This is a genomic window from Roseomonas sp. KE2513 (genome assembly GCF_016107305.1).
GTDB lineage: Bacteria > Pseudomonadota > Alphaproteobacteria > Acetobacterales > Acetobacteraceae > Roseomonas.
Genome location: NZ_RCVR01000015.1, coordinates 112726 through 135536, shown reverse-complemented (window position 1 = coordinate 135536; position 22811 = coordinate 112726). Strand labels below are relative to the sequence as shown.

21 protein-coding genes and 1 tRNA gene are annotated in these 22811 nt (G+C 70.9%); 11 read left to right on the top strand and 11 right to left on the bottom strand.

Translation table 11 applies throughout. The features are described 5' to 3' along the window. Nucleotides 1-38: 38 nt before the first annotated feature. Both D9599_RS16660 and otnK read right to left on the bottom strand, forming a co-directional pair. Entirely contained in the window at nucleotides 39-671 is a 633-nt protein-coding gene (locus tag D9599_RS16660; protein ID WP_198382400.1) for an aldolase, read from the bottom strand. A 5-nt stretch (nucleotides 672-676) separates the two neighbouring features. Continuing rightward, nucleotides 677-1933 (bottom strand): 3-oxo-tetronate kinase, encoded by a 1257-nt coding sequence (gene otnK / locus D9599_RS16655; protein WP_198382399.1) that lies wholly within the window; start codon nucleotides 1931-1933, stop codon nucleotides 677-679. A 403-nt stretch (nucleotides 1934-2336) separates the two neighbouring features. On the opposite strand from otnK, the gene acnA reads away from it, so the two are divergent. Further along, on the top strand, nucleotides 2337-4967 hold the full coding sequence (acnA, locus tag D9599_RS16650; RefSeq protein WP_198382398.1) for an aconitate hydratase AcnA: 2631 nt from the start codon (nucleotides 2337-2339) through the stop codon (nucleotides 4965-4967). A 15-nt stretch (nucleotides 4968-4982) separates the two neighbouring features. Next, nucleotides 4983-5990 carry a GntR family transcriptional regulator gene (locus D9599_RS16645; protein ID WP_198382397.1) on the top strand — a complete coding sequence of 336 codons (1008 nt, stop codon included), beginning with the start codon at nucleotides 4983-4985 and terminating at the stop codon, nucleotides 5988-5990. A gap of 314 nt (nucleotides 5991-6304) precedes the next feature. On the opposite strand, the gene D9599_RS16640 is transcribed toward D9599_RS16645, so the two are convergent. After that, entirely contained in the window at nucleotides 6305-6937 is a 633-nt protein-coding gene (locus tag D9599_RS16640; protein WP_198382396.1) for an aspartate/glutamate racemase family protein, read from the bottom strand. A 117-nt stretch (nucleotides 6938-7054) separates the two neighbouring features. After that, a tRNA-Ala gene (locus D9599_RS16635) sits at nucleotides 7055-7130 on the bottom strand. Nucleotides 7131-7266: 136 nt separating this feature from the next. On the opposite strand from D9599_RS16635, the gene D9599_RS16630 reads away from it, so the two are divergent. Both D9599_RS16630 and D9599_RS16625 read left to right on the top strand, forming a co-directional pair. Next, a complete protein-coding gene (locus tag D9599_RS16630; protein ID WP_198382395.1) occupies nucleotides 7267-8022 on the top strand; it encodes a CoA transferase subunit A in 756 nt (251 codons plus the stop codon). Nucleotides 8023-8035: 13 nt separating this feature from the next. Further along, nucleotides 8036-8683, top strand: coding sequence for a CoA transferase subunit B (locus D9599_RS16625; RefSeq protein WP_198382394.1), 648 nt, complete (start codon nucleotides 8036-8038; stop codon nucleotides 8681-8683). 118 nt (nucleotides 8684-8801) lie between these two features. Here the strand turns inward: D9599_RS16625 and D9599_RS16620 are convergent, their stop codons facing one another. The 5 genes from D9599_RS16620 to D9599_RS16600 all read right to left on the bottom strand — a co-directional run bounded on the left by D9599_RS16620 (nucleotide 8802) and on the right by D9599_RS16600 (nucleotide 13275). Next, nucleotides 8802-9386, bottom strand: a complete 585-nt coding sequence (locus D9599_RS16620; protein ID WP_198382393.1) for a hypothetical protein — start codon at nucleotides 9384-9386, stop codon at nucleotides 8802-8804. Between the two features lie 114 nt (nucleotides 9387-9500). Beyond that, nucleotides 9501-10307 carry an undecaprenyl-diphosphate phosphatase gene (locus tag D9599_RS16615; RefSeq protein WP_198382392.1) on the bottom strand — a complete coding sequence of 269 codons (807 nt, stop codon included), beginning with the start codon at nucleotides 10305-10307 and terminating at the stop codon, nucleotides 9501-9503. An 86-nt stretch (nucleotides 10308-10393) separates the two neighbouring features. Next, entirely contained in the window at nucleotides 10394-11497 is a 1104-nt protein-coding gene (locus tag D9599_RS16610) for a TRAP transporter substrate-binding protein (RefSeq protein ID WP_198382391.1), read from the bottom strand. 103 nt (nucleotides 11498-11600) lie between these two features. Next, nucleotides 11601-12467, bottom strand: coding sequence for a prephenate dehydratase (locus D9599_RS16605; RefSeq protein ID WP_309228647.1), 867 nt, complete (start codon nucleotides 12465-12467; stop codon nucleotides 11601-11603). Between the two features lie 46 nt (nucleotides 12468-12513). Next, entirely contained in the window at nucleotides 12514-13275 is a 762-nt protein-coding gene (locus D9599_RS16600) for a 3-deoxy-manno-octulosonate cytidylyltransferase (protein WP_232480586.1), read from the bottom strand. 189 nt (nucleotides 13276-13464) lie between these two features. Between D9599_RS16600 and D9599_RS16595 the strand changes: the two genes are divergently transcribed. From D9599_RS16595 to D9599_RS16565, 7 genes are read left to right on the top strand one after another with little or no spacing between them, the layout of a single operon-like run. Next, the gene (locus D9599_RS16595) at nucleotides 13465-13998 is read left to right on the top strand and encodes a cytochrome c family protein (RefSeq protein WP_198382388.1); all 534 of its coding nucleotides are present in this window, start codon (nucleotides 13465-13467) and stop codon (nucleotides 13996-13998) included. A gap of 26 nt (nucleotides 13999-14024) precedes the next feature. Continuing rightward, the gene (locus tag D9599_RS16590; RefSeq protein WP_198382387.1) at nucleotides 14025-14798 is read left to right on the top strand and encodes an inositol monophosphatase family protein; all 774 of its coding nucleotides are present in this window, start codon (nucleotides 14025-14027) and stop codon (nucleotides 14796-14798) included. 46 nt (nucleotides 14799-14844) lie between these two features. Next, nucleotides 14845-16692 (top strand): extracellular solute-binding protein, encoded by a 1848-nt coding sequence (locus D9599_RS16585; protein WP_198382386.1) that lies wholly within the window; start codon nucleotides 14845-14847, stop codon nucleotides 16690-16692. Between the two features lie 3 nt (nucleotides 16693-16695). Then, complete coding sequence (locus tag D9599_RS16580) at nucleotides 16696-17793, top strand: microcin C ABC transporter permease YejB (RefSeq protein ID WP_198382385.1); 1098 nt, start codon at nucleotides 16696-16698, stop codon at nucleotides 17791-17793. Next, nucleotides 17790-18827: an ABC transporter permease gene (locus D9599_RS16575; protein ID WP_198382384.1), complete on the top strand. Its 1038-nt coding sequence runs from the start codon at nucleotides 17790-17792 to the stop codon at nucleotides 18825-18827. Before D9599_RS16580 ends, D9599_RS16575 begins: the two co-directional genes overlap by 4 nt. Beyond that, nucleotides 18824-20431 (top strand): ABC transporter ATP-binding protein, encoded by a 1608-nt coding sequence (locus D9599_RS16570; RefSeq protein ID WP_198382383.1) that lies wholly within the window; start codon nucleotides 18824-18826, stop codon nucleotides 20429-20431. The genes D9599_RS16575 and D9599_RS16570 overlap by 4 nt, the downstream gene beginning before the upstream one ends. Beyond that, the gene (locus tag D9599_RS16565) at nucleotides 20428-20844 is read left to right on the top strand and encodes a hypothetical protein (protein ID WP_198382382.1); all 417 of its coding nucleotides are present in this window, start codon (nucleotides 20428-20430) and stop codon (nucleotides 20842-20844) included. Before D9599_RS16570 ends, D9599_RS16565 begins: the two co-directional genes overlap by 4 nt. A gap of 29 nt (nucleotides 20845-20873) precedes the next feature. On the opposite strand, the gene D9599_RS16560 is transcribed toward D9599_RS16565, so the two are convergent. Both D9599_RS16560 and D9599_RS16555 read right to left on the bottom strand, forming a co-directional pair. Beyond that, nucleotides 20874-21287 (bottom strand): MarR family transcriptional regulator, encoded by a 414-nt coding sequence (locus tag D9599_RS16560; RefSeq protein ID WP_198382381.1) that lies wholly within the window; start codon nucleotides 21285-21287, stop codon nucleotides 20874-20876. A gap of 49 nt (nucleotides 21288-21336) precedes the next feature. After that, the gene (locus D9599_RS16555; protein ID WP_309228646.1) at nucleotides 21337-22800 is read right to left on the bottom strand and encodes a leucyl aminopeptidase family protein; all 1464 of its coding nucleotides are present in this window, start codon (nucleotides 22798-22800) and stop codon (nucleotides 21337-21339) included. Nucleotides 22801-22811: the final 11 nt, after the last annotated feature.

Sequence of the window (22811 nt, the reverse complement as noted above, 5' to 3'; positions counted from 1 at the left end):
AGCCGCGGAGCACCGCCCCGAGGCGCGCAGGCCCTTACTTATCCAAACGTATTCAGCAGGTCGTCCACCTGCTCAGGCGTCAATTCTCGTGCAGGCAGGCCGCGGAGCAGAAGGGCGAGGCGGGCGGCCTCCTCCAGTTCCTCGGCGGCGTAGACCGCATCATCGAGCGTGCTGCCTGACACGACCGGCCCGTGGTTGGCGAGAAGCACGGCGCGCGCGCCTTTCGACGCCTCGTGAATGTCGCCCTCCATCGCCGCGTCGCCGGGGCGGTAATAGCGGATCACCGGGAGGCGCCGCCCGATGCGCATGACGAAGTAGGGCGTCAGCGGCGGGATGGGCGCATCCTCGCCGGGCGTGGCGAGGCAGCCGATGGCGGTCGCGTGGGTGGAGTGCAGGTGCACCACCGCGCCGGCCTCGGGCCGCGCCGTGAGCACGGCCCGGTGCATGAAGACCTCCTTTGAGGGCTTGTCGCCGGAGAGGTGGCGCCACTCGAGGTCGAGCTTGCTGATCCGCGCCGCTTCCAGTCGTCCGAGGCAGGAGTTGGTCGGTGTAATCAGGTAGCCGTCCGGCAGCCGCACGGAGATGTTGCCCGCGCTGCCCACCGAGTAGCCGCGCCCGAAGAGCAGCCGGCCGTGGGCGCAGATCGCCTCGCGCAGCGCCGTCTCGTCCATCACGGTCATTCCCCCTGGAAGGCCTTGGTGAAGAAGTCCGGTGCGCCGAAGTTGCCGGATTTCAGCGCGAGGTGCAGCCCGCCCGAGGCGCCCTCCGCATGGGTCCAGGGCACGCCCGGGTCGATCTCGGGCCCGATCCGCAGGGTGCGCAGGCCGAGGCGGGAGACCACCGCGCCCGAGGTCTCGCCCCCGGCGACGACGAGCTGCCCCACACCGTGCGCGACCAGCCCCTCCGCAACTGTGGCCAACGCCTCCTCCACCAGCGCGCCGGCGGCGTCGCGGCCGAGTTGCGCCTGCAGGGCCGCCACCTTCTCGGGCGGGGCGGAGGCGGCGATGACGATCGGTACCCTGCCCAGCCGCGCCTCCGCCCAGTCGAGCGCCTGACAGGCGAGGGCGGCGGCGTCCGGCGTCGTCAGTGGGTCCAGCTCCAGCACGGGAAGAGACTCGCGGGCCGCAGCGACCTGACCGAGCGTCGCGCGCGAGCAGGAGCCGGCGAGCACTGCCTTGTGCCCCCTCCTCGCCGGCAGGGCTGCCGCATCGCGCGCGGGCAGCAGGCCCTGGCGGCGGAAGTTCTCCGGCAGGCCCATGGCCACGCCCGATCCGCCGGTGAGCATTGGGTGCTCCGCCGCCGCCTCGCCGATCGCCATCAGGTCGGCCTCGGTCACGGCATCGACGATGGCGTAGCGGTGGCCTTCCGCGGCCAGGGCCGCCATGGCGTCCCGGATGGCGCCCGCGCCGCGCTCCACCACGGGGAAGTTCACGAGGCCCACGCGCCCCGGTGTCTGCCGCCCGAGCACGCGCACGAGGTTCGGGTCGCGCATGGGGGTGAGGGGATGGTCCTTCATCCCGCTCTCGCTCAGCAGCACGTCGCCGACGAAGAGATGGCCGCGATAGACGCTGCGGCCATTGGCGGGAAAGGCCGGGCAGGCCAGCGCAAAGCCCGCGCCCAGCCGCTCCAGCAGCGCGTCCGCCACGGGCCCGATATTGCCCTCATCCGTGCTGTCGAAGGTGGAGCAGTACTTGAAGAAGAACTGACGGCAGCCCGCCGCCCGCAGTGCGTCCAGAGCGGCCAGGCTATCCCGCACGGCATCGGCCGGCGGGTTGGTCCGCGATTTCAACGCGACCACCACGGCATCTGCCTCCGGCAGCGGGCCCTCCGGCACGCCGATCACCTGCACCGCCGACATGCCGCCCCGCACGAGGGTGCTCGCGAGGTCGGTCGCTCCCGTGAAGTCGTCCGCCACGCAACCGAGCAGCGGCATCAGGCGAGCCCAGTCATGGGTGCGAGAACCCCGGCTTTCCGGCTCCGCGTTCCGGAGTGCGCCCTCTGATCCGCTCCTGACATGGATCGTTCTCCCGCTTCCTGATCTTCGTTTCCACCGGCTCGGCGGCAGCCTCTTGGCGCTACCCTCCGCAGGCCAACTCTTCAAGCCGCCGGCGGTCGAACGAAAGCGGTGCCGCCGATCCGCTGGGCGAGCATGGCACAGGAGGGGGCTGCTCAGGGGTAATTTGCGGTGCCGGGGCCAAACGCCGACCCCGCCTGTCGGGGAGTGAAGACATCTCAGACAGCCCCTTCCAACCAGGGGCAGACGGGCGATAATGTTTTCTATGCTGATAAACGACGATCTCCTGGCTTGCCAGGACCTTGCCGGCTGGGAGAGCCCTATGTCCGAACGCATCCTGGCCGGCGGCTTCGGCCGCCTTCGCATCACCGACCTGCACGAAGCCGCCGGGGATGACCTGCCGCGCCTGCCCTGGGTGCATCGGGTGTTGCTGGAGAACGTGCTGCGGCAGGATGACCCAGCCGTACGGGAGGCTGGCCGCGCCGCCATCCTCTCCTGGCTCGAGACGGGCACGAGCGAGGCGGAGCTTCCTTTCGCCCCCACGCGCATCCTGATGCACGACACCACTTGCGGCCCCGCCCTGGTAGACATCGCCGGCATGCGCGACGCCCTGGCCGAGGCCGGCGGAGATCCCCTGCGCCTCAACCCCTCCGTCCCCGTCGCCACCTCGACCGACCACTCCCTGGCCGTGGACGTCTCGGCCATCCCCGGCGCGCTCGGCACCAACATGGCGCGCGAGATGGAGCGCAACGCCGAGCGCTACCGCTTCATGAAATGGGCTGCCAACACGGTGCGCGGCTTCCGCGTCTTCCCGCCCGGCACGGGCATCATGCACACGATCAACCTTGAGCGCCTGGCCACCGTCGTGACGACGGAAACGCGGGGCGGCGTGGCCTGGGCGGTGCCGGACACGCTGGTGGGCACGGACAGCCACACGCCGATGATCAACGGCATCGGCGTGCTCGGCTGGGGCGTGGGCGGGATCGAGGCGGAGGGCGTCATGTTCGGCGTGCCCGTCTCGCTACGCGTGCCGGAGGTCTTCGGGGTGCGGCTGACCGGCGCCCTGCCGGACGGGACCTTCGCCACCGATGTCGCGCTCGCGGTCACGCAGCTCCTCCGCCGCGCCGGCGTCTCCGGCGAGTTCGTGGAGTTCTTCGGCCCCGGCGTCGGCAACCTCACCGCCGGGCAACGCGCGGTCGTCTCCAACATGGCGCCCGAATACGGTGCCAGCACGGGCATGTTCCCGATCGACGCGCACACGCTAGACTACCTGCGCCAGACGGGGCGCCCCAAGGCGCAAGTCGCCCTCGTCGAGGCCTATGCCAGGGCGCAGGGCCTCTGGCACGACCCGGAGAACGCGCCGCGCTACACGCGGGTGCTGGAGTTGGACCTCTCCTCCCTCAGCCCGTCCCTGGCCGGCCCGCGCCGCCCGCAGGACCGGCTGGCGACAGCCGAGGTGCCGGCCGCCCTCGCGGCTTCCGGCACGGCGCCCGGCCACATGGCGGGCGCCAGCATCCCCTCCGACGCCGTGGCCATCGCCGCCATCACCTCCTGCACCAACACATCGGACTTCCCGATGCTGGTGGCCGCCGGCCTCGTGGCGCGGCGGGCGCGGGCGTACGGCCTCTCGGTGCCCGCCTGGGTGAAGACCTCGCTCACCCCCGGCTCGCCCTCCGCCGAGCGGCGCCTGCGCCGGGCCGGGCTGCTGGACGACCTGGAGGCGATGGGCTTCGGCGTCGCCGGATACGGCTGCGCCACCTGCATCGGCAATTCCGGCCCCCTCCTGCCCATTATACAGGAGGCGATGGAGCGCGACGGCCTGAAGCCGGTCGCCGTGCTCTCGGGCAATCGCAACTTCCCCGGCCGGGTGCACGCGCAACTTGAATCCGGGCTGCTCGCCTCCCCTCCACTCGTCGTCGCCTATGCGGTCGCAGGACGGGCGGGGATCGACATCGCGCGCGACGTGCTGGCCACCGACTCCGCCGGGCGGCCCGTTCACCTGAGCGACCTCTGGCCGCGCGCGGCGGAGATCGAGGCGCTCGCGAAGGAGGGGCTGGACCCCGCCGACATCGCTGTCGCGGGCGCCGAGGCCGATGCCTCCGCCGCCTGGGCTGCGCTGGACGCGCCGGCCACGCCGCGCTTCCCCTGGGATCCCGCCTCCACCTATCTCCGCCGGCCGCCTTTCGTGAACTTCGGGCCGGAGGAGGCGCCGGCCGGCACGCTCGCCGCCCATCCGCTGATGGTGCTCGGCGACGACATCACCACGGACCACATCTCCCCCGCCGGCGCGATCGCCCCCGGCAGCGACGCCGCCGCCTGGCTGGTGGAGCGCGGCGAGAACCCGCGCGACCTCAACGTCTACGCCTCCCGGCGTGGCAACTGGGAGGTGATGCTGCGCGGCCTCTTCGTAAACCGCACGGTGGTGAACCACCTCCGCCCTGGCTTGAAGGCGGGCCTGACCGTCTTCGCCCCGACCGGCGAGGTCCTGCCCGTCTGGCGCGCCGCCGCGCGCTACGTGGAGGCGGAGCTGCCCGTCGTCCTCGTGGCGGGGGAGCGCTACGGCACCGGCTCATCGCGCGACTGGGCCGCAAAGGGCGCGCAGCTTCTCGGCGCCCGCGCCGTGCTGGCAAATTCCTTCGAGCGCATCCACCGCTCCAACCTCGTCGGCATGGGCGTTCTGCCGCTCCGTATGCCGGAGGGGTGGCGGCCGGAGGCGCTGGGCATCGGTTCCGGCGACCTCATCGAGATCGATTGGAACCCCGCCGCGCTCACGCCCCGCGCGGCGGTCGGCGTGACGCTGCGGCGCGCGGACGGGACCGCGCTCGCCGGCACCGCGACCGCCCTGCTCGACACGGCTCGGGAGGTCGCGCTCGTTCGGGCCGGCGGGATGATCCCGATGATCCTGCGCCGCGCCCTGGACGCGAGCCGCGCGCCGGAAGCGGCCCGCGCCTGACGCCCGCGCGCCGCCATGCCCCGCCCGCCCGCCGCCATCCTGCACCGCGAGCTCGCCCGCGCCATTGTGGAGGGGCTGCGAACCGCGGCCGAGCCGGGCGAGTTCCTGCGCGAGGGTGAGCTGGCGGCGCGCCTCGGCACCTCCCGCTCCCCCGTGCGCGGCGCCCTGCGGCTCCTGCTCGACGCGGGGATCCTGGCCCGGCTGGAAAACGGGCGCCTGACCCTGCGCGAACTTCCCCTGCCCGGGGAGAATGCGCCCGAAGCGGAGCCCGAGGCCGGTGCGGCGGAGCGGATCTACTGGCGCCTGGCCGCGGACCGGCTGGCCGGCAGCCTGCCGGACGTCGTCGGAGAGGCGGAGCTGGCGCGGCGCTACGGCGCCGCCCGCGGCCCGGTGCACCGCGCGTTGCTGCAGGCCATGGGCGAGGGCTGGACGGAGCGGGCGCCCGCCGGCACCTGGCGCTTCCTCTCCCTCATCGACGGGCCGGAGAGCTACGACGAGTCCTATCGCTTCCGCCGCGCTATCGAGCCGGCGGCGCTGCTCGATCCCGGCTTCCACCTGCCCGCCCCCGTGTTCGCGCGGCTACGGCGGGAGCAGCGGGACCTGCTCGGGCGCGCCGCGACGGCGAGCCCGCGCGAGGTCTTCGATCTGAACTCAGGCTTTCACCTCGCCCTCGTTCAGGCCTCCAACAACCGCTTCTTCGCGGATGCCGCACTGCGGGTGACGCGGCTGCGGCGTGTGGTGGGCTACGTCATCGCCCTCGACCAGGGCCGCCTTGCCGCGCAATCCGAGGAGCACCTGGCGATCCTCGACCGGCTGGAGGCCGGCGATCGTGAAGGGGCTGCGGCTCTGCTGCTCCGCCATCTCGACGCGGGCCGAGCCTCCAAGGCGCGACTGCTCGCGGATGCTCGGCTGAAGCTGGAGGGTTTGACGGCCGTTGCGCCGAAGGCCCGGAGCGGCTTCGGCAGCCCAGCACCGGGCGTGTCAGGCGGGGCGCCCGGCGACGGGCATGTCGTGAAGCGGTGATGAACAGCCGGGGCGGGGACAGGCCCAATGCGGCACATCCCGTTGCTGCCTGCGACGGCCCACCGCCAGGATCGCACGGCCGCAACAAGGCCTGACGCGAGCCCATGCTCCGCCGTCCCTTCCGAACCACAGGACGATACCCAAGGTCGGCATTTCCGACGCTTGGCAGGAGCATCGCCCCGCCATTGAGCGGCAGGAGGGCGCAAGCCTTCCAACGGTCGGGTGGTCCTGGCGCAGCGACGCCCACAAGGGGTGGGCATGGACCGTGCGCCGGCCTGCGTCACGCTGCCGCGAACCGGCGCGCCCCGTTGATCCTATCCTTGGAAGTGTCGCCGAAGCTTGCGAACGGCGCTCTCCGGCGTCGTCAGCACCGGGCGGCCGGTCCGCTCCGCCACGAGCCCTTGCGCGCTGGAGAGGGAGAACTGCGCCAGGGCGATAACGTCGCAGGGAGGCAAGGATGCGGCAGCCTCCGCCACGAGACGATCGTGCTCCGCCACATCACCGCGGTTCAGCGCATCGAGCGCCCCCCCGGCCAGCCTGGGCTCGAGCGCGACGCCGGCCGGAAACTCGCGGGGCATCGAGTCCAAGGTGGGCGCGAAGCTGGCGAGAAGGCCGATGCGCGGACCGGCGGCCACGGCTTCCTCGATCATCGCCTCGTTGGGCTTGAGGACGGGAATGGCGGGCAGCTCCGCCGCCACAGCCTCGATGCAGGGGCCGAAGGCGGAGCAGGTAAAGAGGATCGCGTCGGCACCGGTGCGGACGGCATAGCGCGACAGATCCAGGAAACGCTGCGTCATGGAGGCGGTGATCGAACCGTCGCGCGCGAGGTCGGCCGACAGGCTGTCGTCGAGCAGGTTCATCAGCCGCGCCTCGGGCCAGAGCCGCGCAAAGGCGCGCTCCACCGGGGGCGGGGAATGACGCAGGGCGTGGATCAGGGCGATGCGCATGAGGGTGAGCCTTTACCCGATCCCCGCACCGGCGACACGGCGTCCAGCGACAACCCGTCCGCTTTGCCCCAAAAAGGAACCGCCGGTTCCCGACTACTCGGAAACCGGCGGCTTGATTGGTGGAGCCAATCGGAATCGAACCGACGACCTCTTGAATGCCATTCAAGCGCTCTCCCAACTGAGCTATGGCCCCCCACCCTTGGGGTGCCGCGATATAGCCGCCTCGCTCCGGGCAGGCAATCCCCTCCCGCGTTCTTTCTGGCCCCCTTTCTCGTCGCCGCCGGGGGGGATAGTTTCCCCTCGCGATGATCCCTGGAGGAAGCCGTCCGATGAGCAGGAAACTCTATCCCGATGCGAAGGCGGCGCTCGCCGGCGTGCTGCGGGACGGGATGCTCATCCACTCGGGCGGCTTCGGCCTCTGCGGAATTCCGGGCCTGCTGATCGAGGCGATCCGCGACAGCGGCGTGAAGAACCTCACCTTCGTCTCGAACAACGCGGGCGTGGACGATGCCGGGCTCGGCCTGCTGCTCAAGACCCGGCAGATCCGAAAGATGATCGCCTCCTATGTCGGCGAGAACGCCGAGTTCGCCCGGCAGTACCTGGCCGGGGAGCTGGAGATCGAGTTCAACCCGCAGGGCACGCTGGCCGAGCGCATCCGCGCGGGCGGCGCCGGCATTCCCGCCTTCTTCACCCGCACCGGCGTCGGCACCGCGGTCGCCGAGGGCAAGCCCACCCAGGAGTTCGACGGCGTCACCTACGTCATGGAGCGCGGGATCATGGCGGACCTCGCCATCATCCATGCCTGGAAGGCTGACCCGGAGGGCAACCTCGTGTTCCGCAAGACGGCGCGGAACTTCAACCCGATGATGGCGACCGCCGCCCGGGTGACGGTTGTGGAGGTGGAAGAGATGGTCGGGCAGGGCGAGCTGGACCCGGACCACATCCACACCCCCGGCATCTACGTGAAGCGCATGATCGTCGTGCCCAGCGGCACGGAGAAGCGGATCGAGCAGCGCACGACCCGCAAGCGCACCGAGCCCGCCACGCCGGCCGCCGCCGGCACCGACCCCCTTCCGACCCGCTGAGAGGAATCCGGCCATGGCCTGGACCCGCGACGAGATGGCCGCCCGCGCCGCGCGCGAGCTGGAGGACGGCTTCTACGTAAACCTCGGGATCGGCATCCCGACCCTGGTGGCCAACCACATCCCCGAGGGCGTTTCCGTCCAGCTGCAGAGCGAGAACGGCATGCTCGGCATGGGCCCCTTCCCCTATGAAGGCGAGGAGGACCCGGACCTCATCAACGCCGGCAAGCAGACCGTCACGGAACTGCCGACCACGAGCTTCTTCTCCTCGGCGGATAGCTTCGCGATGATCCGCGGCGGGCATATCGACCTGTCCATCCTCGGCGCCCTGCAGGTGGCCCAGAACGGCGACCTCGCCAACTGGATGATCCCGGGCAAGATGGTGAAGGGCATGGGCGGGGCCATGGACCTCGTTGCCGGGGTGAAGCGCGTGGTGGTGCTGATGGAGCACACGGCCGGCGGCAAGCCGAAGCTGCTGCGCGCCTGCACCCTGCCGCTGACCGGCCAGGGCGTGGTCGACATGGTCGTGACGGAGCTCTGCGTCATGGCGATCGACAAGGCGGCCGGCCGGATGAGCCTCATTGAGTTGGCGCCCGGCGTCACCGAGGAGGAGGTGCGCGCCAAGACCGAGGCGGACTACGAGGTGGCCTTGCTGGTGGCCTGACCGACATCCGGGGCGCTCCGGCGCCCCGGCCTGCACCGGGACATTTCCGCCCGCGCCGCGCTCCCTCCGCCTCGGCCGTGGATGCCTCCTGCCGGAAATTCCGGCTGCCGCGCCTGCCTCAGCGCGGCGTGACGGTAGCCGCGGCCGCCGGATTGACGCCGAAGAGGCTGCTGCCCAGGGCGCGCGGCTCCTGTTCCCTTCGGCGGCTGTCCTCGATCTCGCGCTGCAACGTCTGGATCTGACGGTCGCGGTCGGCCAGCTCGCGGGATAACTCCTTCTCGCGCTCGCCGGCCGCGCGGACCACCGGACGCGCGCCCGGCGTTCCGCGCCGAGCCTGCCGGCGGAGAATGGGCCGTCGGACGGCCGGGGCGGGGCGGTACGCGCGATCGCTCCCCGGTGCCGCAAGGGAGCGGCCGAGGACGGGCAGCCCCACATCAACCGAGCCGCTCGGCATCAGGTCAGCCGGCGAAAGGTTCGGCACGACCCGCTCCGCGCGGGAGACGGCCTCGATCGGGGGCGGGTCCAGCCGCTCGAACTGGCGGAGGGTGAGGCCGAGCATATCGCCCCTCGGACCGGCATCGCTGGGCCAGCTCTGCGCCCCGGCCGGGCGGCCCGTCGCCATCAGGCACAAGCCGAGCAGCCCTGCCCCGAGAAGACAGCAGCGGGTGACGCGCAGCCCCTTGCCTGCCCGCGACTCCGACATGTCCCCTCTCCTCTGGCCCAATGGGCCGGCGATACGTCAAATCGGTCCCGGTCCGTAAGGTCTGGCAAGCGCTCGGGCGAGGTTTTGCCGGCGGCTTGCCGGCAGGACACAGCCTCAGCGAAGCGAGAGCCACACCAGAATAATGACGCCGAGGCCGATGCGATACCAACCGAAAGGGGTGAAGCCGATCCGGGAAATAGAAGCCAGCACCGCCCGCACAACCACGAGGGCGACGACGAAGGCCACCGCGAAGCCCACGCCGATCTGCCAGAGGCTGGAGACGTCGAGGTCGTTCCGCGCCTTCCACAGGCTGAAGACCGTGGCGGCCAGCATGGTCGGGATGGCAAGAAGGAAGGAGAACTCGGCCGCCGCCCGGCGTTCCACCCCCAGCAGCAGCGCCGTGATGATGGTGGCACCGGAGCGGCTGGTGCCGGGGATCATCGCCAGCACCTGCCCGAAGCCGATGATCAGGGCGGCCATCGGCCCGATCTCGGGCACCGAGCCGATCGTGGGCGCGTGGCGCTTTCGCTCGATCAGGATGATGGCGACACCGCCGACCACCAGGGCCACCGCAACCACCCAGGGATTGAACAGCAGCCGGTTGATCGGCCCGTGCAGCAGCGCCCCGATGACCATGGCCGGCAGGAAGGCAAGAATGATGTTCGTGGCGGTGTAGCGCTCCAGCGTCCCCGGCCGCCACATGCCGCCGGCGATGCGCCACAGGTCGTTCCAGTAGACCATCACCACAGCCAGGATCGCGCCGAGCTGGATGGCGATCTCGAAGACATTGCCGGGCGGGCCCTGGAAGCCGATCAGCTCCCGCAGAAGAATGAGATGGCCCGTGGAGGAGATGGGCAGGAACTCGGTGAGCCCCTCCACCGCGCCCATCAGCAGGGCGGACAGGAAACCGGCGATGTCCATGAAGTTCCGTCAGGGCAGGGGGATGGGTGGAACAGGAAAGGGCGGAGCCCCCGGCCCCGCCCCACCCCCTTAACCTCTCGGACCGCTCAGCGCACCGTCTGGGAAGCTGTGAAGGCGAAGTTGTCGAATGAATTCTCGCTCACACGGTGCCAGGTGTAGACGTCGTCGCGGAAGCGGCGATGGCTTTCCAGGATCTTCTTGAAACGCTCGTTCTTGCTGCCGAGCTCGTCCATCACCTCGTTGGTGGCGCGCCAAGCGGCCTCGAGGATCGGGCGGGACCAGAAGCGGAGCTGCGCGCCGCTCGCCACCAGCCGCCGAAGGGCCAGCGGGTTCGCGACGTCGTACTTGGCCACCATCTCGGCGTCCGCCTCGGCGCAGGCGACGGCGATCGCGGCCTTGTAGTTGGCCGGCAGGGCGTCGTAGGCGCGCTGGTTGGCGATGAAGTGCAGGCGCGCGCCCGGCTCCCAGAAGCCCGGGGCGTAGTAGTTCGGCGCCACGCGGACGAAGCCGAGCTTCTCGTCGTCATGCGGGCCGACGAACTCGGCGGCGTCGATCGTGCCGCGCTCGAGCGAGGAGTAGATGTCGGAGGCCGGAACCACCGAGGCGGTCGCGCCCAGCCGCTGGAAGACCTGGCCGGCGAGACCGGTGATGCGGAACTTGAGGCCCTTCACGTCATCGACGGTGCGGATCTCGCGGCGGAACCAGCCGCCCATCTGCGCGCCCGTGTCGCCGCAGGGGAAGGCGATGGCGTTGTACTCGCGCATCATCTCGTTCATCAGCTCCTGACCGCCGCCGTAGCGGAGCCAGGCGGTGTTCTGGCGGGCGTTCAGCCCGAAGGGCACGGCCGTGAAGAAGGCCAGGGCCGGATCCTTGCCGATGTAGTAATAGGAAGCGGTGTGGGCGCACTCGATGCTGCCCGACTGCACGGCATCCAGCGCGGAAAGGGCTGGCGCGATCTCGCCGCCGGGGAAGACGGTGATGCGGAACTTGCCTTCGGTCAGCTCGCCCACGCGCCGGCCCACGGCCTCGGCGGTGCCGAAGAGGATGTCGGTGTTGCGCGGGAAGGAGGAGGTGAGGCGCCAGCGCACCTCCGGGTTGGTCTGGGCGATCGCGGGGGCGGCGAGGGCGACCGGTACGGCCGCGGCCGGGGCGGCGGTCAGCAGCGCGCGGCGGTTCACGCGAGAGGTCATGCGGAGACGTTCCTTTCCCAGGACGGTTTGATTGAGGACTGCTTACGGCAAGGCCGGGCGGCGCGGAAGCCGGGATCGGCGCCCCGCCCGCTTCCCTGCGCGCCTACTCGGCCGCCTCGGCCTGCTCATGCCGGTAGGGATGCGCCGGGTAGCAGCCGAGGACATGCACCTCCCGCGAGAAGAAGCGCAGCTCCTCCAGCGCCCGCCGCAGCGGCGCCTGGTCGGGGTGGCCGTCCACGTCGCAGAGGAACTGCACGGCCGTGAAGCGCCCGTCGAGCATGTAGGATTCGAGCTTCGTCATGTTCACGCCGTTCGTCGCGAAGCCCCCGAGCGCCTTGTAGAGGGCTGCGGGCACGGAGCGGACGCGGAAGACGAAGGTGGTCACGCTGTCCGGCGCCGTGACCGGGGGCAGGATGGGGTCCCGCGACATAACGTAGAAGCGGGTCGTGTTGTGCGCCTCGTCCTCCACGTTCCGGCGGAGGATCTGCAGGCCGTAGATCTCGCCGGCGAGCGAGGAGGCGATGGCCGCGTCCTCCACCCCGCCGCGCTCGGCGACGAGATGGGCGGCGCCGGCCGTATCGGCCTCGATCACCGCCTCCCAGCGCCTGTCGCGAAGAAGGTTCAGCACCTGGCCGAGGGCCACCGGGTGGGAATGCGCGCGGCGGATGGTCTCCATGGTGGCGCCGGCCGGGGCGAGGACGCAGTGCTCCACCCGCTCGTAGTGCTCGCCGACCACGTGCAGGCCGGAATCCGGTAGCAGGCGGTGGATGTCGGGCACGCGGCCGGCGAGGGAGTTCTCGCAGGGGAGCATGGCCAGCTCCGCCCGGTGCTCCCGCACCGCCGCCATCGCCGCCTCAAAGGAGGGGCAGGGAAGGGTGGTCCAGCCGGGATAAGCGGCGCGGCAGGCAAGATCGGAATAGGCGCCGGGCAGGCCCTGGAAGGCGATCGTCTTGGCCGAGGTCTGGGTCACGAGGGGGCTGTTCCCTGGCTTTATATCTGGTCGGGCCGCTGCGCGGCTATCTCTCGTCGGGCCGCTGCGCGGCCAGGCCGGGATGCAGGACGGCGCGGGCGCGGGCGAGGTCGGCGGGGGTGTCCACGCCGAAGGGGGCATGGTCCACGCGCGCGACGGCGATGCGCATGCCCGCCTCCAGCGCCCGGAGCTGCTCGAGCTTCTCCCGGTTCTCGAGCGGGCTGGCGGGCAGGGCGACGAAGCGAGCAAGGGCGGCCCGGCGGAAGGCGTAGAGGCCGATATGGTGCCAGAGCGGCCCCTCCCCCGAGGGGATGCAGCCGCGGGAGAAATAGAGAGCCGGCGCCACTGTTCGGCCGGCCGCGAAGGCGCAGGCGCATTTCACCACGCTCGGCGCCGCCGCCTCCTCCGCGCTGACGATCGGGGCGACGAGGGTGGCGATGTCCACCCCGGGCTCCTCCAGCGGGGTGAGCACCGCCTGGAGCAGCGCGGGCGGGATCGCCGGCAGGTCGCCCTGGAGGTTCACCACCACGTCATGGGCGCCGCCCGGGTCGAGGAGGGCCAGGGCGCGCTCGATCCGGTCCGTGCCCGAGGGCAGGTCCTCGGCCACCATCACGGCGGTGCCGCCGGCCGCCCGGACGGCCGATTCGATCTCCGGCGCGTCGCAGGCGACCGCCACGGGCCCGATCCCGGCGGCGCGCGCCGCCTCCAGCACGTGCACGATCATCGGGCGACCGTGGATGTCGGCCATCGGTTTGCCCGGCAGGCGGGTGGAGGCCATGCGGGCCGGGATCAGGATAATCGGCTTCAAGGCTGGCCCTTCGCGACGGCGACCCCATCTCCCCGGTCCGACCGGGACACCCCCGATGGACGGCCACGGGTTGTCGCGGGGACCCGGGAACATTATGGTCCGCCGGCTTCTAGCCGTGACGGCAGGGCCGCGCAAACGCGCGGACGGCCAGGCGTTAGATGCGGCACAGCACGGGACTTGGCAGCGCGTATGAGCCTCGAGACGAACAAGGCGTTTGCGGCGGTGCTCACCGCCGGCATCAGCTTCATGGTGGCCGGCCTGATCGGCGGCATCGTGGTGCATCCGCACCGGCTGGAGAAGCCTGCCATCGCGACGGGCGAGGTCGTCGAGGCCGCCGCCCCGGCCGCCGCTGCCCCCGTGCTCGAGCCGATCGCGCCCCTCCTGGCCAGCGCCAGTGTGGAGGACGGACGCGCCCTCGCGAACCGTATCTGCGCCGCCTGCCACAGCTTCAACGAGGGTGGCCGCAACGCCGTGGGCCCGAACCTCTACGGCGTGGTCGGCGGACCGCACGCGCACCGCGACGACTTCAACTACTCCGCGGGCATGAAGGGCCTGCACGACAAGACCTGGGACTACGAGGCGCTGAACGCCTTCCTCAACAAGCCCGCCGCCGCCGTCCCCGGCACCCGCATGGCCTTTGCCGGCCTGAACCAGGCGAAGCAGCGGGCCGACGTGATCGCCTATCTCCGCTCGCTCTCGGCGAACCCGGTGCCGCTGCCCTGAGGCGCTGATCTGAGGCCGTGGGGCTGATGGACGGGATGATCGCCGCGGCCGAGGCCGCGGCGGACCTGGCGGGGGCGGTGATCCGCCCCCTTTTTCGTTCCCCCCTCCTCGTGGAGGCGAAAGGCGACGCGAGCCCGGTGACCGAGGCAGATCGCGCCGCCGAGCGTGCGATCCGCGACTATCTCGCCCGACACCACCCGGAGCACGGCGTGATCGGGGAGGAGTACGGCCCAGACCGTGCCGATGCCGAGTGGGTCTGGGTGCTGGACCCGATCGACGGCACGCGCGCCTTCATCACCGGGCGGCCGCTCTTCGGCACGCTGGTCGGCCTGTTCCATCGCGGGCGGCCCGTGCTCGGCCTCATCGACCAGCCCGCGACCGGGGAGCGCTGGATCGGGGTCCAGGGGCGCCGCACCACCTTCCGCGGCCCGCTCGGCGGGGAGGTCGGGTGCCGCCCCTGCCCGGAGATCGGGGCCGCCGAGCTGTCCTGCACCAGCCCCGACATCTTCCCGCCCGGCAAGGACGCGGGCTTCCAGGCCCTCCGCCGCGCCGCCCGCCGCACGACCTGGGGCGGCGACTGCTATGCCTACGGCCTCATGGCCCTCGGCCTCGTGGACATCGTCGTCGAGGACACCATGAAGCCCTGGGACTGGGGGGCGCTCGTGCCGGTGCTGGAGGGGGCGGGAGGGCGCGTGACCGACCATGCGGGGCGTTCTCTGACGCTCGATTCAGCGGGCGACGTGCTGGCCGTGGGCGACCCGGCCCTGCTGCCTGCCTGCGTCGCGTTACTTTCCGCCTGAGGGCGGGCGGTTGAGCATGTGGGCTTTAGCCCCCACTCTCCCCCCTATGCGCCGCCGCACCCTCCTCGCTACCGGTCTTGCCGCCGGACTTCCCGCCCTGCCTGCCATGGCCCAGGGGGTGCCGCCCGGCAGCGGGCCAAAGCGGGTCCACGCGCTGTCCCTGCTGGGTGAGCCGGCGCTGCCCGCGGATTTCACGCATTTTCCCTGGGTGAACCCGGATGCCCCGAAGGGAGGCGAGGTGGCGCAGACCGCACTCGGCTCCTTCGACAGCTTGCACCCCTTCATCCTGCGGGGCACGGCGGCCACGGGCCTGGGCCGGCTCTACGATACGCTGCTCGTCGGCGCCTCCGACGAGGCGAACACTGCCTACGGCCACCTTGCCGGCGTGATCGAACTGCCCGGCGACAACCGCTCCGTTACCTTCGAACTGCGGGAGGGCGCGCGCTGGCATGACGGCCGCCCGATCACGGCCGAGGACGTCGCCTGGACTTTCCGGACGCTGATGGAGAAGGGCCACCCCCGCTACCGCAACTACTACGGCGACGTGGCCGGGGCGGAAGCCGAGGGGGAGCGCCGCGTTACCTTCCGCTTCCGCACGGACGGCAACCGGGAGCTGCCGCAGATCCTTGGCCAGTTCCCCATCCTGCCGAAGCACTGGTGGGAAGGGCGGGACTTCGCCCAGCCCAGTCTCGAGGTCCCGCTCGGCTCCGGCCCTTATCGGCTGGAGCGCTTTGAGGCGGGACGCTCGGTCGTCTTCCGCCGGGTGCCGGACTACTGGGGGCGGGACCTGCCGACCATGCGGGGCACGCGCAATGTCGATGTGGTGCGTTACGAATACTTCCGCGACGCTACCGTCGCCTTCGAGGCCTTCAAGGCCGGCGGGGTGGACTTCCGCCAGGAGAACATCGCCCGTTCCTGGGCCACGCTCTACGACTTCCCGGCGGTGCAGCGCGGGCAGGTGAAGCGGGACGAGCTGAAGCACGAGCTGCCGGCGGGCATGCAGGCCTTCATCATGAACCTGCGCCGCCCGCTCTTCGCCGACGCCCGCACGCGAGAGGCCATGACGCTCGCCTTCGACTTCGAGTGGATGAACAAGAACCTGTTCTACGACTCCTACGCGCGCACGACCTCCTACTTCGCAAACTCCGACTTCGCCTCCCGTGGGCTGCCGGAAGGGCGGGAACTGGCGATCCTCGAGGGGTTCCGCGACAAGCTGCCCGCGCGCCTCTTTACCGAGCCGTTCCGGGTGCCGGTGACGGACGGCTCCGGCAACAACCGCGACAACACCCGCCGCGCCTTGGAACTGCTGCGCGAGGCCGGCTGGGTCATCCGCGACCGGCGGATGGTCAACGCCCAGGGCCAGCCGCTCTCCTTCGAGATCCTGCTCAGCGACGCGACCTTCGAGCGGCTTGCCCTGCCCTATGTCCAGTCCCTCCAACGCCTCGGGGTTGAGGCGCGGGTCCGCACGATCGACCTCGCGCAGTACCAGGTGCGGGTGGAGAACTTCGACTATGACATGACGCTCGACAGCTTCGGGCAGAGTCTGCACCCCGGCAACGAGCAGCGCGACTACTGGAGCAGCGCCAAGGCCGACCAGCCCGGCAGCCAGAACACGATCGGCATCAAGAACCCGGTGGTGGACGCCCTGGTGGAGCTGGTCGTGGCGGCGCCGGACGGGGAGGAGCTGATCGCCCGCACCCGCGCTCTCGACCGCGTGCTGCTCTGGGGCCAGTACGTCGTGCCGCACTACCACAGCCGCGTCTTCCGCATCGCCTGGTGGGACCGCTTCGGCCGCCCGGCGCGCAACCCGCGCTACGACATTGGCTTCGAGGCTTGGTGGATCGACCCGGCGCGTGACGCGGCCCTGGCCTCGGCCCGACGCTCCCCGGCCTGACCGGTGGGCGCCTATCTCCTCCGGCGTTTAGCGCTGCTGGTGCCGACGCTCTTCGGCATCATCCTCATCAACTTCGTGGTGATCCAGTTCGCCCCCGGCGGACCGGTGGAGCAGTTGCTGGCCGAGCTGCGCTCGGGCGGCGGCGGCACCATGGGCCGGCTGACGGGGGAGGGGAACGTGGAGGGTCGCGCGCCCTCCTCGAACCAGGATTCCGGCAGTTCCGGCTATCGCGGCGCCCGCGGCCTGGACCCTGCCATCGTTAAGGAAATCGAGCGCAGCTTCGGCTTCGACAAGCCGGCGCCGCAGCGCTTCGCCGAGATGATCGGCAACTACCTGCGCTTCGACTTCGGCCAGTCGCTCTTCCGCGGACGGCCGGTGCTGGACCTCATCCTGGAGCGCCTGCCGGTCTCGATCTCTCTCGGGCTCTGGTCCACGCTCATTATCTACTTCGTCTCCATCCCGCTCGGCATCCGCAAGGCCGTGCGGGACGGCTCGCGCTTCGATGCCTGGACCTCTGGCGTGGTTCTGCTGGGCTACGCCATCCCCGGCTTCCTCTTCGCCATCCTGCTCGTCGTGCTCTTCGCCGGTGGTTCCTTCGTGCAGTGGTTCCCGCTGCGCGGGCTGACCACCAGCGGCAGCGAGGCCTGGCCCTTCTGGCAGCGGGCGGCCGATTACGTCTGGCACATGGTCCTGCCCACGATCGCCCTGGTGGTAGGCGGCTTCGCCGGGCTGACGATGCTGACGAAGAACGCCTTCCTCGACGAGATCAACAAGCAGTACGTCCTGACCGCCCGCGCCAAGGGGGCGGGGGAGGGGCGGGTGCTCTACGGGCACGTCTTCCGCAACGCGATGCTGCTGATCATCGCGGGCTTCCCCGCCGCCTTCATCGGCATCCTCTTCACCGGCGCGCTGCTGGTGGAGATCGTCTTCAGCCTCGACGGGCTGGGCCTGCTAGGCTTCGAATCGGCCATCCGGCGCGACTATCCCGTGATGTTCGCCACCCTCTACATCTTCACCCTGCTTGGCCTCGTCATGCAGATCGTGGGCGATATCAGCTACACGCTGGTGGACCCGCGGATCGATTTCAGCGCACGCCGTTGACCCTCTCGCCGCTCACCCGACGCCGCCTGTCGAACTTCCGCGCGAACCGCCGGGGATGGTGGTCGCTCTGGATCTTCGCCGCGCTGTTCCTTATCACCCTCTTCGCCGAGCTGATCGCCAACGACCGCCCGATCGTGGCGAAGGTGGAGGGGCACTGGTTCTTCCCCGTCCTCGTCGAGTACGCCGAGAGCGACCTGCTGAGCGACGGCTTCCCCACCGCCGCCGACTGGCACGATCCAGCGCTGACCGAGGAGGTGGAGAAGCGCGGCTGGGCCGTCTGGCCGCCGATCCGCTACAGCCATCGCACCGTGGTGCGCGACCTCGGCCGCCCGGCGCCCTCGCCCCCCTCCGCTCGCAACCTGCTCGGCACGGATGACCAGGCGCGCGACGTGCTGGCCCGTGTCATCCACGGCTTTCGCATCTCGGTCCTGTTCGGCTTCACGCTCACCATCGTCTCCTCGGTCATCGGCGTCGCGGCGGGCGCGGTGCAGGGCTACTACGGCGGCTGGGTGGACCTGATCTTCCAGCGGGTGATCGAGATCTGGTCAGGCCTGCCCCAGCTCCTGCTCCTGATCATCCTGGCCAGCGTGATCGAGCCGAGCTTCCTCTCGCTGCTCGGCTTCCTTCTCCTCTTCTCCTGGATGGCGCTGACGGGCGTGGTCCGGGCGGAATTCCTGCGCGGCCGCAACCTCGACTACGTCCGCGCCGCCCGCGCGCTCGGCGTCTCCGATGCCCGGCTGATGGCCCGCCACATCCTGCCCAACGCCATGGTGGCCACGCTGACCATGCTGCCCTTCATCCTCGCCGGTTCCGTGACGGTGCTCGCCAGCCTCGACTTCCTCGGCTTCGGCCTGCCGCCTGGCTCGCCCTCCCTCGGAGAACTCGTCTCCCAGGCGAAGAACAACCTCCAGGCGCCCTGGCTCGGCATCACGGCCTTCGTGGTGCTGGGCGGGATGCTCACCCTGCTCGCCTTCATCGGTGAGGCGGTGCGGGACGCCTTCGATCCCCGCAAGCAGCCGGGGGGAAGCCGATGAGCGCGCCGCTGCTCGATGTGCGCGACCTCTCCGTCGCCTTCCGCGGCCAGACGGTGGTGCAGGGCGTCTCCTTCGCGCTCAACCCTGGCGAGACCCTCGCCCTGGTCGGCGAGAGCGGCAGCGGAAAGAGCGTGACGGCCCTCTCCTGCCTGCGCCTTCTCGGCCCGGGCGGCACGAACCCGGCGGGGAGGATCGCGCTCGACGGGGTGGACGTGCTGAACGCTCCCGCTGCCGAGTTGCAACGCCTGCGCGGCGGCGTGGCGGGGATGGTTTTCCAGGAACCCATGACCTCGCTCAACCCGCTGCACACCGTTGGGCGACAGGTTATGGAGGCGGTGACCCTGCACCGGCCCCTCCGTGGGGCGGCGCTGCGGGGGCGGGCGATTGAGCTGCTCCAGCGCGCGGGCCTGGGCGCCGCGGCGGAGCGGCTGGACGCCTATCCCCACCAGCTCTCGGGCGGCCAGCGGCAGCGGGTGATGATCGCGATCGCGCTTGCCAACGACCCGCGCCTGCTGATCGCGGACGAGCCCACCACGGCGCTGGACGTCACCATCCAGGCCCAGGTGCTGGAGCTGCTGGCGCGGCTGAAGCGGGAGCTCGGCATGGCCCTGCTCCTGATCACCCACGACCTCGCCATCGTCCGCCGCCACGCGGACCGCGTCGTGGTGATGAAGGACGGGCAGGCTGTGGAACAGGGCGCGGTCGCCGAGGTCTTCACCCGCCCGGCGCATCCCTATACCCGCATGCTGATCGAAACCCAGCCGCAGGGCCGTGCCCCGGCCCTGCCGGCCGAGGCCCCCGAGATCCTGCGGGCCAAGGGCGTGACCGTCCACTTCCCGATCCGCCGTGGCCTCTTCCGCCGCGTGGTCGGTCAGGTAAAGGCCGTGGACGGCGTGGATCTCTCCCTTCGACGCGGCGAGACGCTGGGCATCGTGGGCGAGAGCGGCAGCGGCAAGACCACGCTCGGCCTGGCCCTCCTCCAGCTGGAACGCTCGGGCGGGGAGGTGCTCCTTGACGGCGCGCCCATCCACCACCTCTCCCGCGCGGCGCTGCGGCCGCTGCGACGGCGAATGGGGATTGTCTTCCAGGACCCCTATGGCAGCCTCTCGCCGCGGATGAGCGTGGGCGAGATCGTGGGCGAGGGGCTGGCGGTTCACGAGCCCGGCCTCGCGCGCGCAGAGCGCGAGGCCCGCGTGGCGGATGCTTTGCGGGAGGTCGGGCTCGATCCCGCCACCGCCATCCGCTACCCGCACGAGTTCTCCGGCGGCCAGCGCCAGCGAATCGCGATCGCCCGCGCCCTCGTGCTGGGACCGGAGCTGGTGGTGCTGGACGAGCCGACCAGTGCGCTGGACGTCTCGGTGCAGGCGCAGGTCGTAGACCTGTTGCGTGACCTGCAGGCCCGGCGCGGTCTCGCCTATCTTTTCATCTCGCACGACCTGCGGGTGGTCCGGGCTCTGGCCCACCGTATCGTGGTGATGAAGGACGGCCGCTTCGTGGAGGAGGGCGAGACCGAGCGGGTGGTCTCCGCGCCCCGGGCGCCCTACACCCGCGCCCTGATGGAGGCCGCCTTCGATCTGCGGGCCGAGTCAGGGGTGGAAAGATGAGTGAGCTTGAACGCCTGCGCAGGCTACTGGACGCGGAGAAGGTGAAGCTGGGCATCAACATCCGGCAGATGAATGCGCCGGGTTCGCCGGTCTATCGCAGCATGGAGAACGTCACGGTCCCCGCCATCCTGCTCGTGGTGAGCCTGCTGGCCACGCTCTACATCCACACCTGGGTCGGATTCGCCGTCCTCGCGGCCGGCTCGGCCTGGTGGATCGTGAAGGTGCTGCCGAAGGTGCGGGACGGGGTTTTCGACCGGAGCGCCGCCTTCGCCCTGTCGAGCGAGGCGGCCTTCGACGCCCTCTGGGTCAAGGGCGTCCTCAGTCTCTATGCCAAGCTGCCGGATGGAACGGAGCTGGCGGCGGCGAAGCGGCAGGACTGGCGCGCCTTCGTCCGCGAACTGCCGGAAATCTGAGGCGGAGGAGGGCTTTCGCCCACCCGGTATCAGCCAGCGCGCTTGGCCGGCATGACATTGCTGGCGGCCTGCGCCGTGGCGCCGGCCTCCTTCGTCTCCTCGGAAGCGGCGGCGGCTTCGCCCATGATGGTGCGCATCTCGCGGAGCAGCGCGGCGCCCTTCACCGTGCGCTGCACGAGCACCGAGCGCCGGTCCTGCGGATCCGTCTTGCGGCGGGCGAAGTCCAGCTCGCCCAGCCGGTCCAGCGCGCGGGTGATGGCGGGCTTCGAGACATTGAGCGAGGCGGCGAGCCCGCGGACCGTGTGGGGGCCCTCGCCGAGATAGACCGTGAGGAAGACGCCGAGCTGCCGAGCTGAAAGGTCTGGCCCGTCGCGGCGGACGAGGGCAACGACCGTGTCCCGAAGGATGCCGACGAATTGTTCCGGTGTGCCTTGCACGGGCATCGGGGTATTCCTTCTCAAGGCGTCCCAACGGGGAACGCTCTGTCTCAGATCAACCGCCCGACCCACCTGACTGTGGGGACCGGTTCGGCTCCGCCAGGAGGGGCAGCAGGGTCAACAGGCCGGCATACAGGGCCCGGAGCCCTGTCGCCTCGCCACCCTCTGGCCGACCGGGCCTCGCGAAATCGTTCCAGGCATAAACGTCGAGGTGCGCCCAACGTATGCTCGACGGAACAAAGCGTTGAAGAAAAAGTGCCGCGACGATCGCTCCCGCCATCGGTCGGCTGCCAACATTGGCAAGATCGGCCGCCGAACTTTCCAGCCAGGATGCGTAACCATCGTGTAGAGGCAAGCGCCAGACCCGGTCGTTGCATGACTCCCCCGCCGCGAATAGAGCGCTTGCCACTGCTTCGCTATTCGTGAAGAGAGCCGGCAGATCGGGGCCGAGCGCCACGCGCGCGGCGCCGGTCAGCGTGGCCGCGTCCAGCATCAGCGCCGGCTGCGCCTCCGCGGCGAAGGCGAGCAGGTCGGCCAGGACCAGCCGGCCCTCGGCATCGGTGTTGCCCACTTCCACGGTCAGTCCCGCCCGGGTGCGCAGCACGTCGAGGGGCCGCATGGCGGTGGAGGAGACGGCGTTCTCCACCGCGCCGATCACCACGAGGAGGCGAACGGGCGCGCGCCGGCGCATCAGCGCCTCGGCCAGGCCGAGCATGATGGCGGCCCCGCCCATGTCCTTCTTCATGCGCTTCATGCCGTCGGCGCTCTTGATGTCGAGGCCGCCCGTATCGAAGCAGACGCCCTTCCCGAGCAGCGCCACGAGCGGCGCGTCCGGCGCCCCTTCCCAGCGGAGGATCGCCACGCGGGGCGCGCGATGGCTGCCGCCCCCCACCGCGGCGACGGCCGGGAAGCCGCTCGCGAGGGCCTCGCCCTCGACCTCCTCGAACTCGGCGCCGCAGCGTTCGGCCAGGCGCCGTGCCGCATCCGACAACTCGGCGGGACCGAGATCCGCGGCGGGCAGGTTGATCAGCTGCCGCGCGCGGAGGACCGCCTCCGCCAGCACGCGCGCCTCCTCCGCCTCGGGCGGCACCAGCCGCGCGGGTGCCCGCGCCGGCGACTTGTGCGTGGCGAAGCGATAGGCGCCGAGCATCCAGCCGAGAGTAGCGGCCGCAGGGTCGCAGCCGTCGCCAAGGCGCCAGACGGTGCCTTCCGGCAGACCGAAGGGCAGGGTGCCATAGGGCCAGGGGGAACCATCACCCTTTCCGAGGCCGAGCACCGCCGCCGAGACGCCGGCGCCACCCGGCAGGAGAAGCACCCGTCCCGCTTCCGCCGTGAAGCCGCTCTCGCGCAGGAAGGCCGCCGTGGCCGGCTCGAGCCCCGCCAGCCACCCGGCGAGTCCGTCCAGTGTTACGGCATGGATTGGCCGTGCGGCATCGCCCTCCCGGGCGAGGGCCCAGGTCAGGTCGGGGTCGAGGGGTGTTGCAGCCGGGGATTGTATATCTTCACCCTTCCTCGTCACTATCGAGGCCA

What these genes read in the sequence shown, in the direction of transcription:
- D9599_RS16660 (WP_198382400.1), bottom strand. Translation starts at nt 671, where the DNA reads ATGGACGAGACGGCGCTGCGCGAGGCGATCTGCGCCCACGGCCGGCTG.
- otnK (WP_198382399.1), bottom strand. Translation starts at nt 1,933, where the DNA reads ATGCCGCTGCTCGGTTGCGTGGCGGACGACTTCACGGGAGCGACCGAC.
- acnA (WP_198382398.1), top strand. Translation starts at nt 2,337, where the DNA reads ATGTCCGAACGCATCCTGGCCGGCGGCTTCGGCCGCCTTCGCATCACC.
- D9599_RS16645 (WP_198382397.1), top strand. Translation starts at nt 4,983, where the DNA reads ATGCCCCGCCCGCCCGCCGCCATCCTGCACCGCGAGCTCGCCCGCGCC.
- D9599_RS16640 (WP_198382396.1), bottom strand. Translation starts at nt 6,937, where the DNA reads ATGCGCATCGCCCTGATCCACGCCCTGCGTCATTCCCCGCCCCCGGTG.
- D9599_RS16630 (WP_198382395.1), top strand. Translation starts at nt 7,267, where the DNA reads ATGAGCAGGAAACTCTATCCCGATGCGAAGGCGGCGCTCGCCGGCGTG.
- D9599_RS16625 (WP_198382394.1), top strand. Translation starts at nt 8,036, where the DNA reads ATGGCCTGGACCCGCGACGAGATGGCCGCCCGCGCCGCGCGCGAGCTG.
- D9599_RS16620 (WP_198382393.1), bottom strand. Translation starts at nt 9,386, where the DNA reads ATGTCGGAGTCGCGGGCAGGCAAGGGGCTGCGCGTCACCCGCTGCTGT.
- D9599_RS16615 (WP_198382392.1), bottom strand. Translation starts at nt 10,307, where the DNA reads ATGGACATCGCCGGTTTCCTGTCCGCCCTGCTGATGGGCGCGGTGGAG.
- D9599_RS16610 (WP_198382391.1), bottom strand. Translation starts at nt 11,497, where the DNA reads ATGACCTCTCGCGTGAACCGCCGCGCGCTGCTGACCGCCGCCCCGGCC.
- D9599_RS16595 (WP_198382388.1), top strand. Translation starts at nt 13,465, where the DNA reads ATGAGCCTCGAGACGAACAAGGCGTTTGCGGCGGTGCTCACCGCCGGC.
- D9599_RS16590 (WP_198382387.1), top strand. Translation starts at nt 14,025, where the DNA reads ATGGACGGGATGATCGCCGCGGCCGAGGCCGCGGCGGACCTGGCGGGG.
- D9599_RS16585 (WP_198382386.1), top strand. Translation starts at nt 14,845, where the DNA reads ATGCGCCGCCGCACCCTCCTCGCTACCGGTCTTGCCGCCGGACTTCCC.
- D9599_RS16570 (WP_198382383.1), top strand. Translation starts at nt 18,824, where the DNA reads ATGAGCGCGCCGCTGCTCGATGTGCGCGACCTCTCCGTCGCCTTCCGC.
- D9599_RS16565 (WP_198382382.1), top strand. Translation starts at nt 20,428, where the DNA reads ATGAGTGAGCTTGAACGCCTGCGCAGGCTACTGGACGCGGAGAAGGTG.
- D9599_RS16560 (WP_198382381.1), bottom strand. Translation starts at nt 21,287, where the DNA reads ATGCCCGTGCAAGGCACACCGGAACAATTCGTCGGCATCCTTCGGGAC.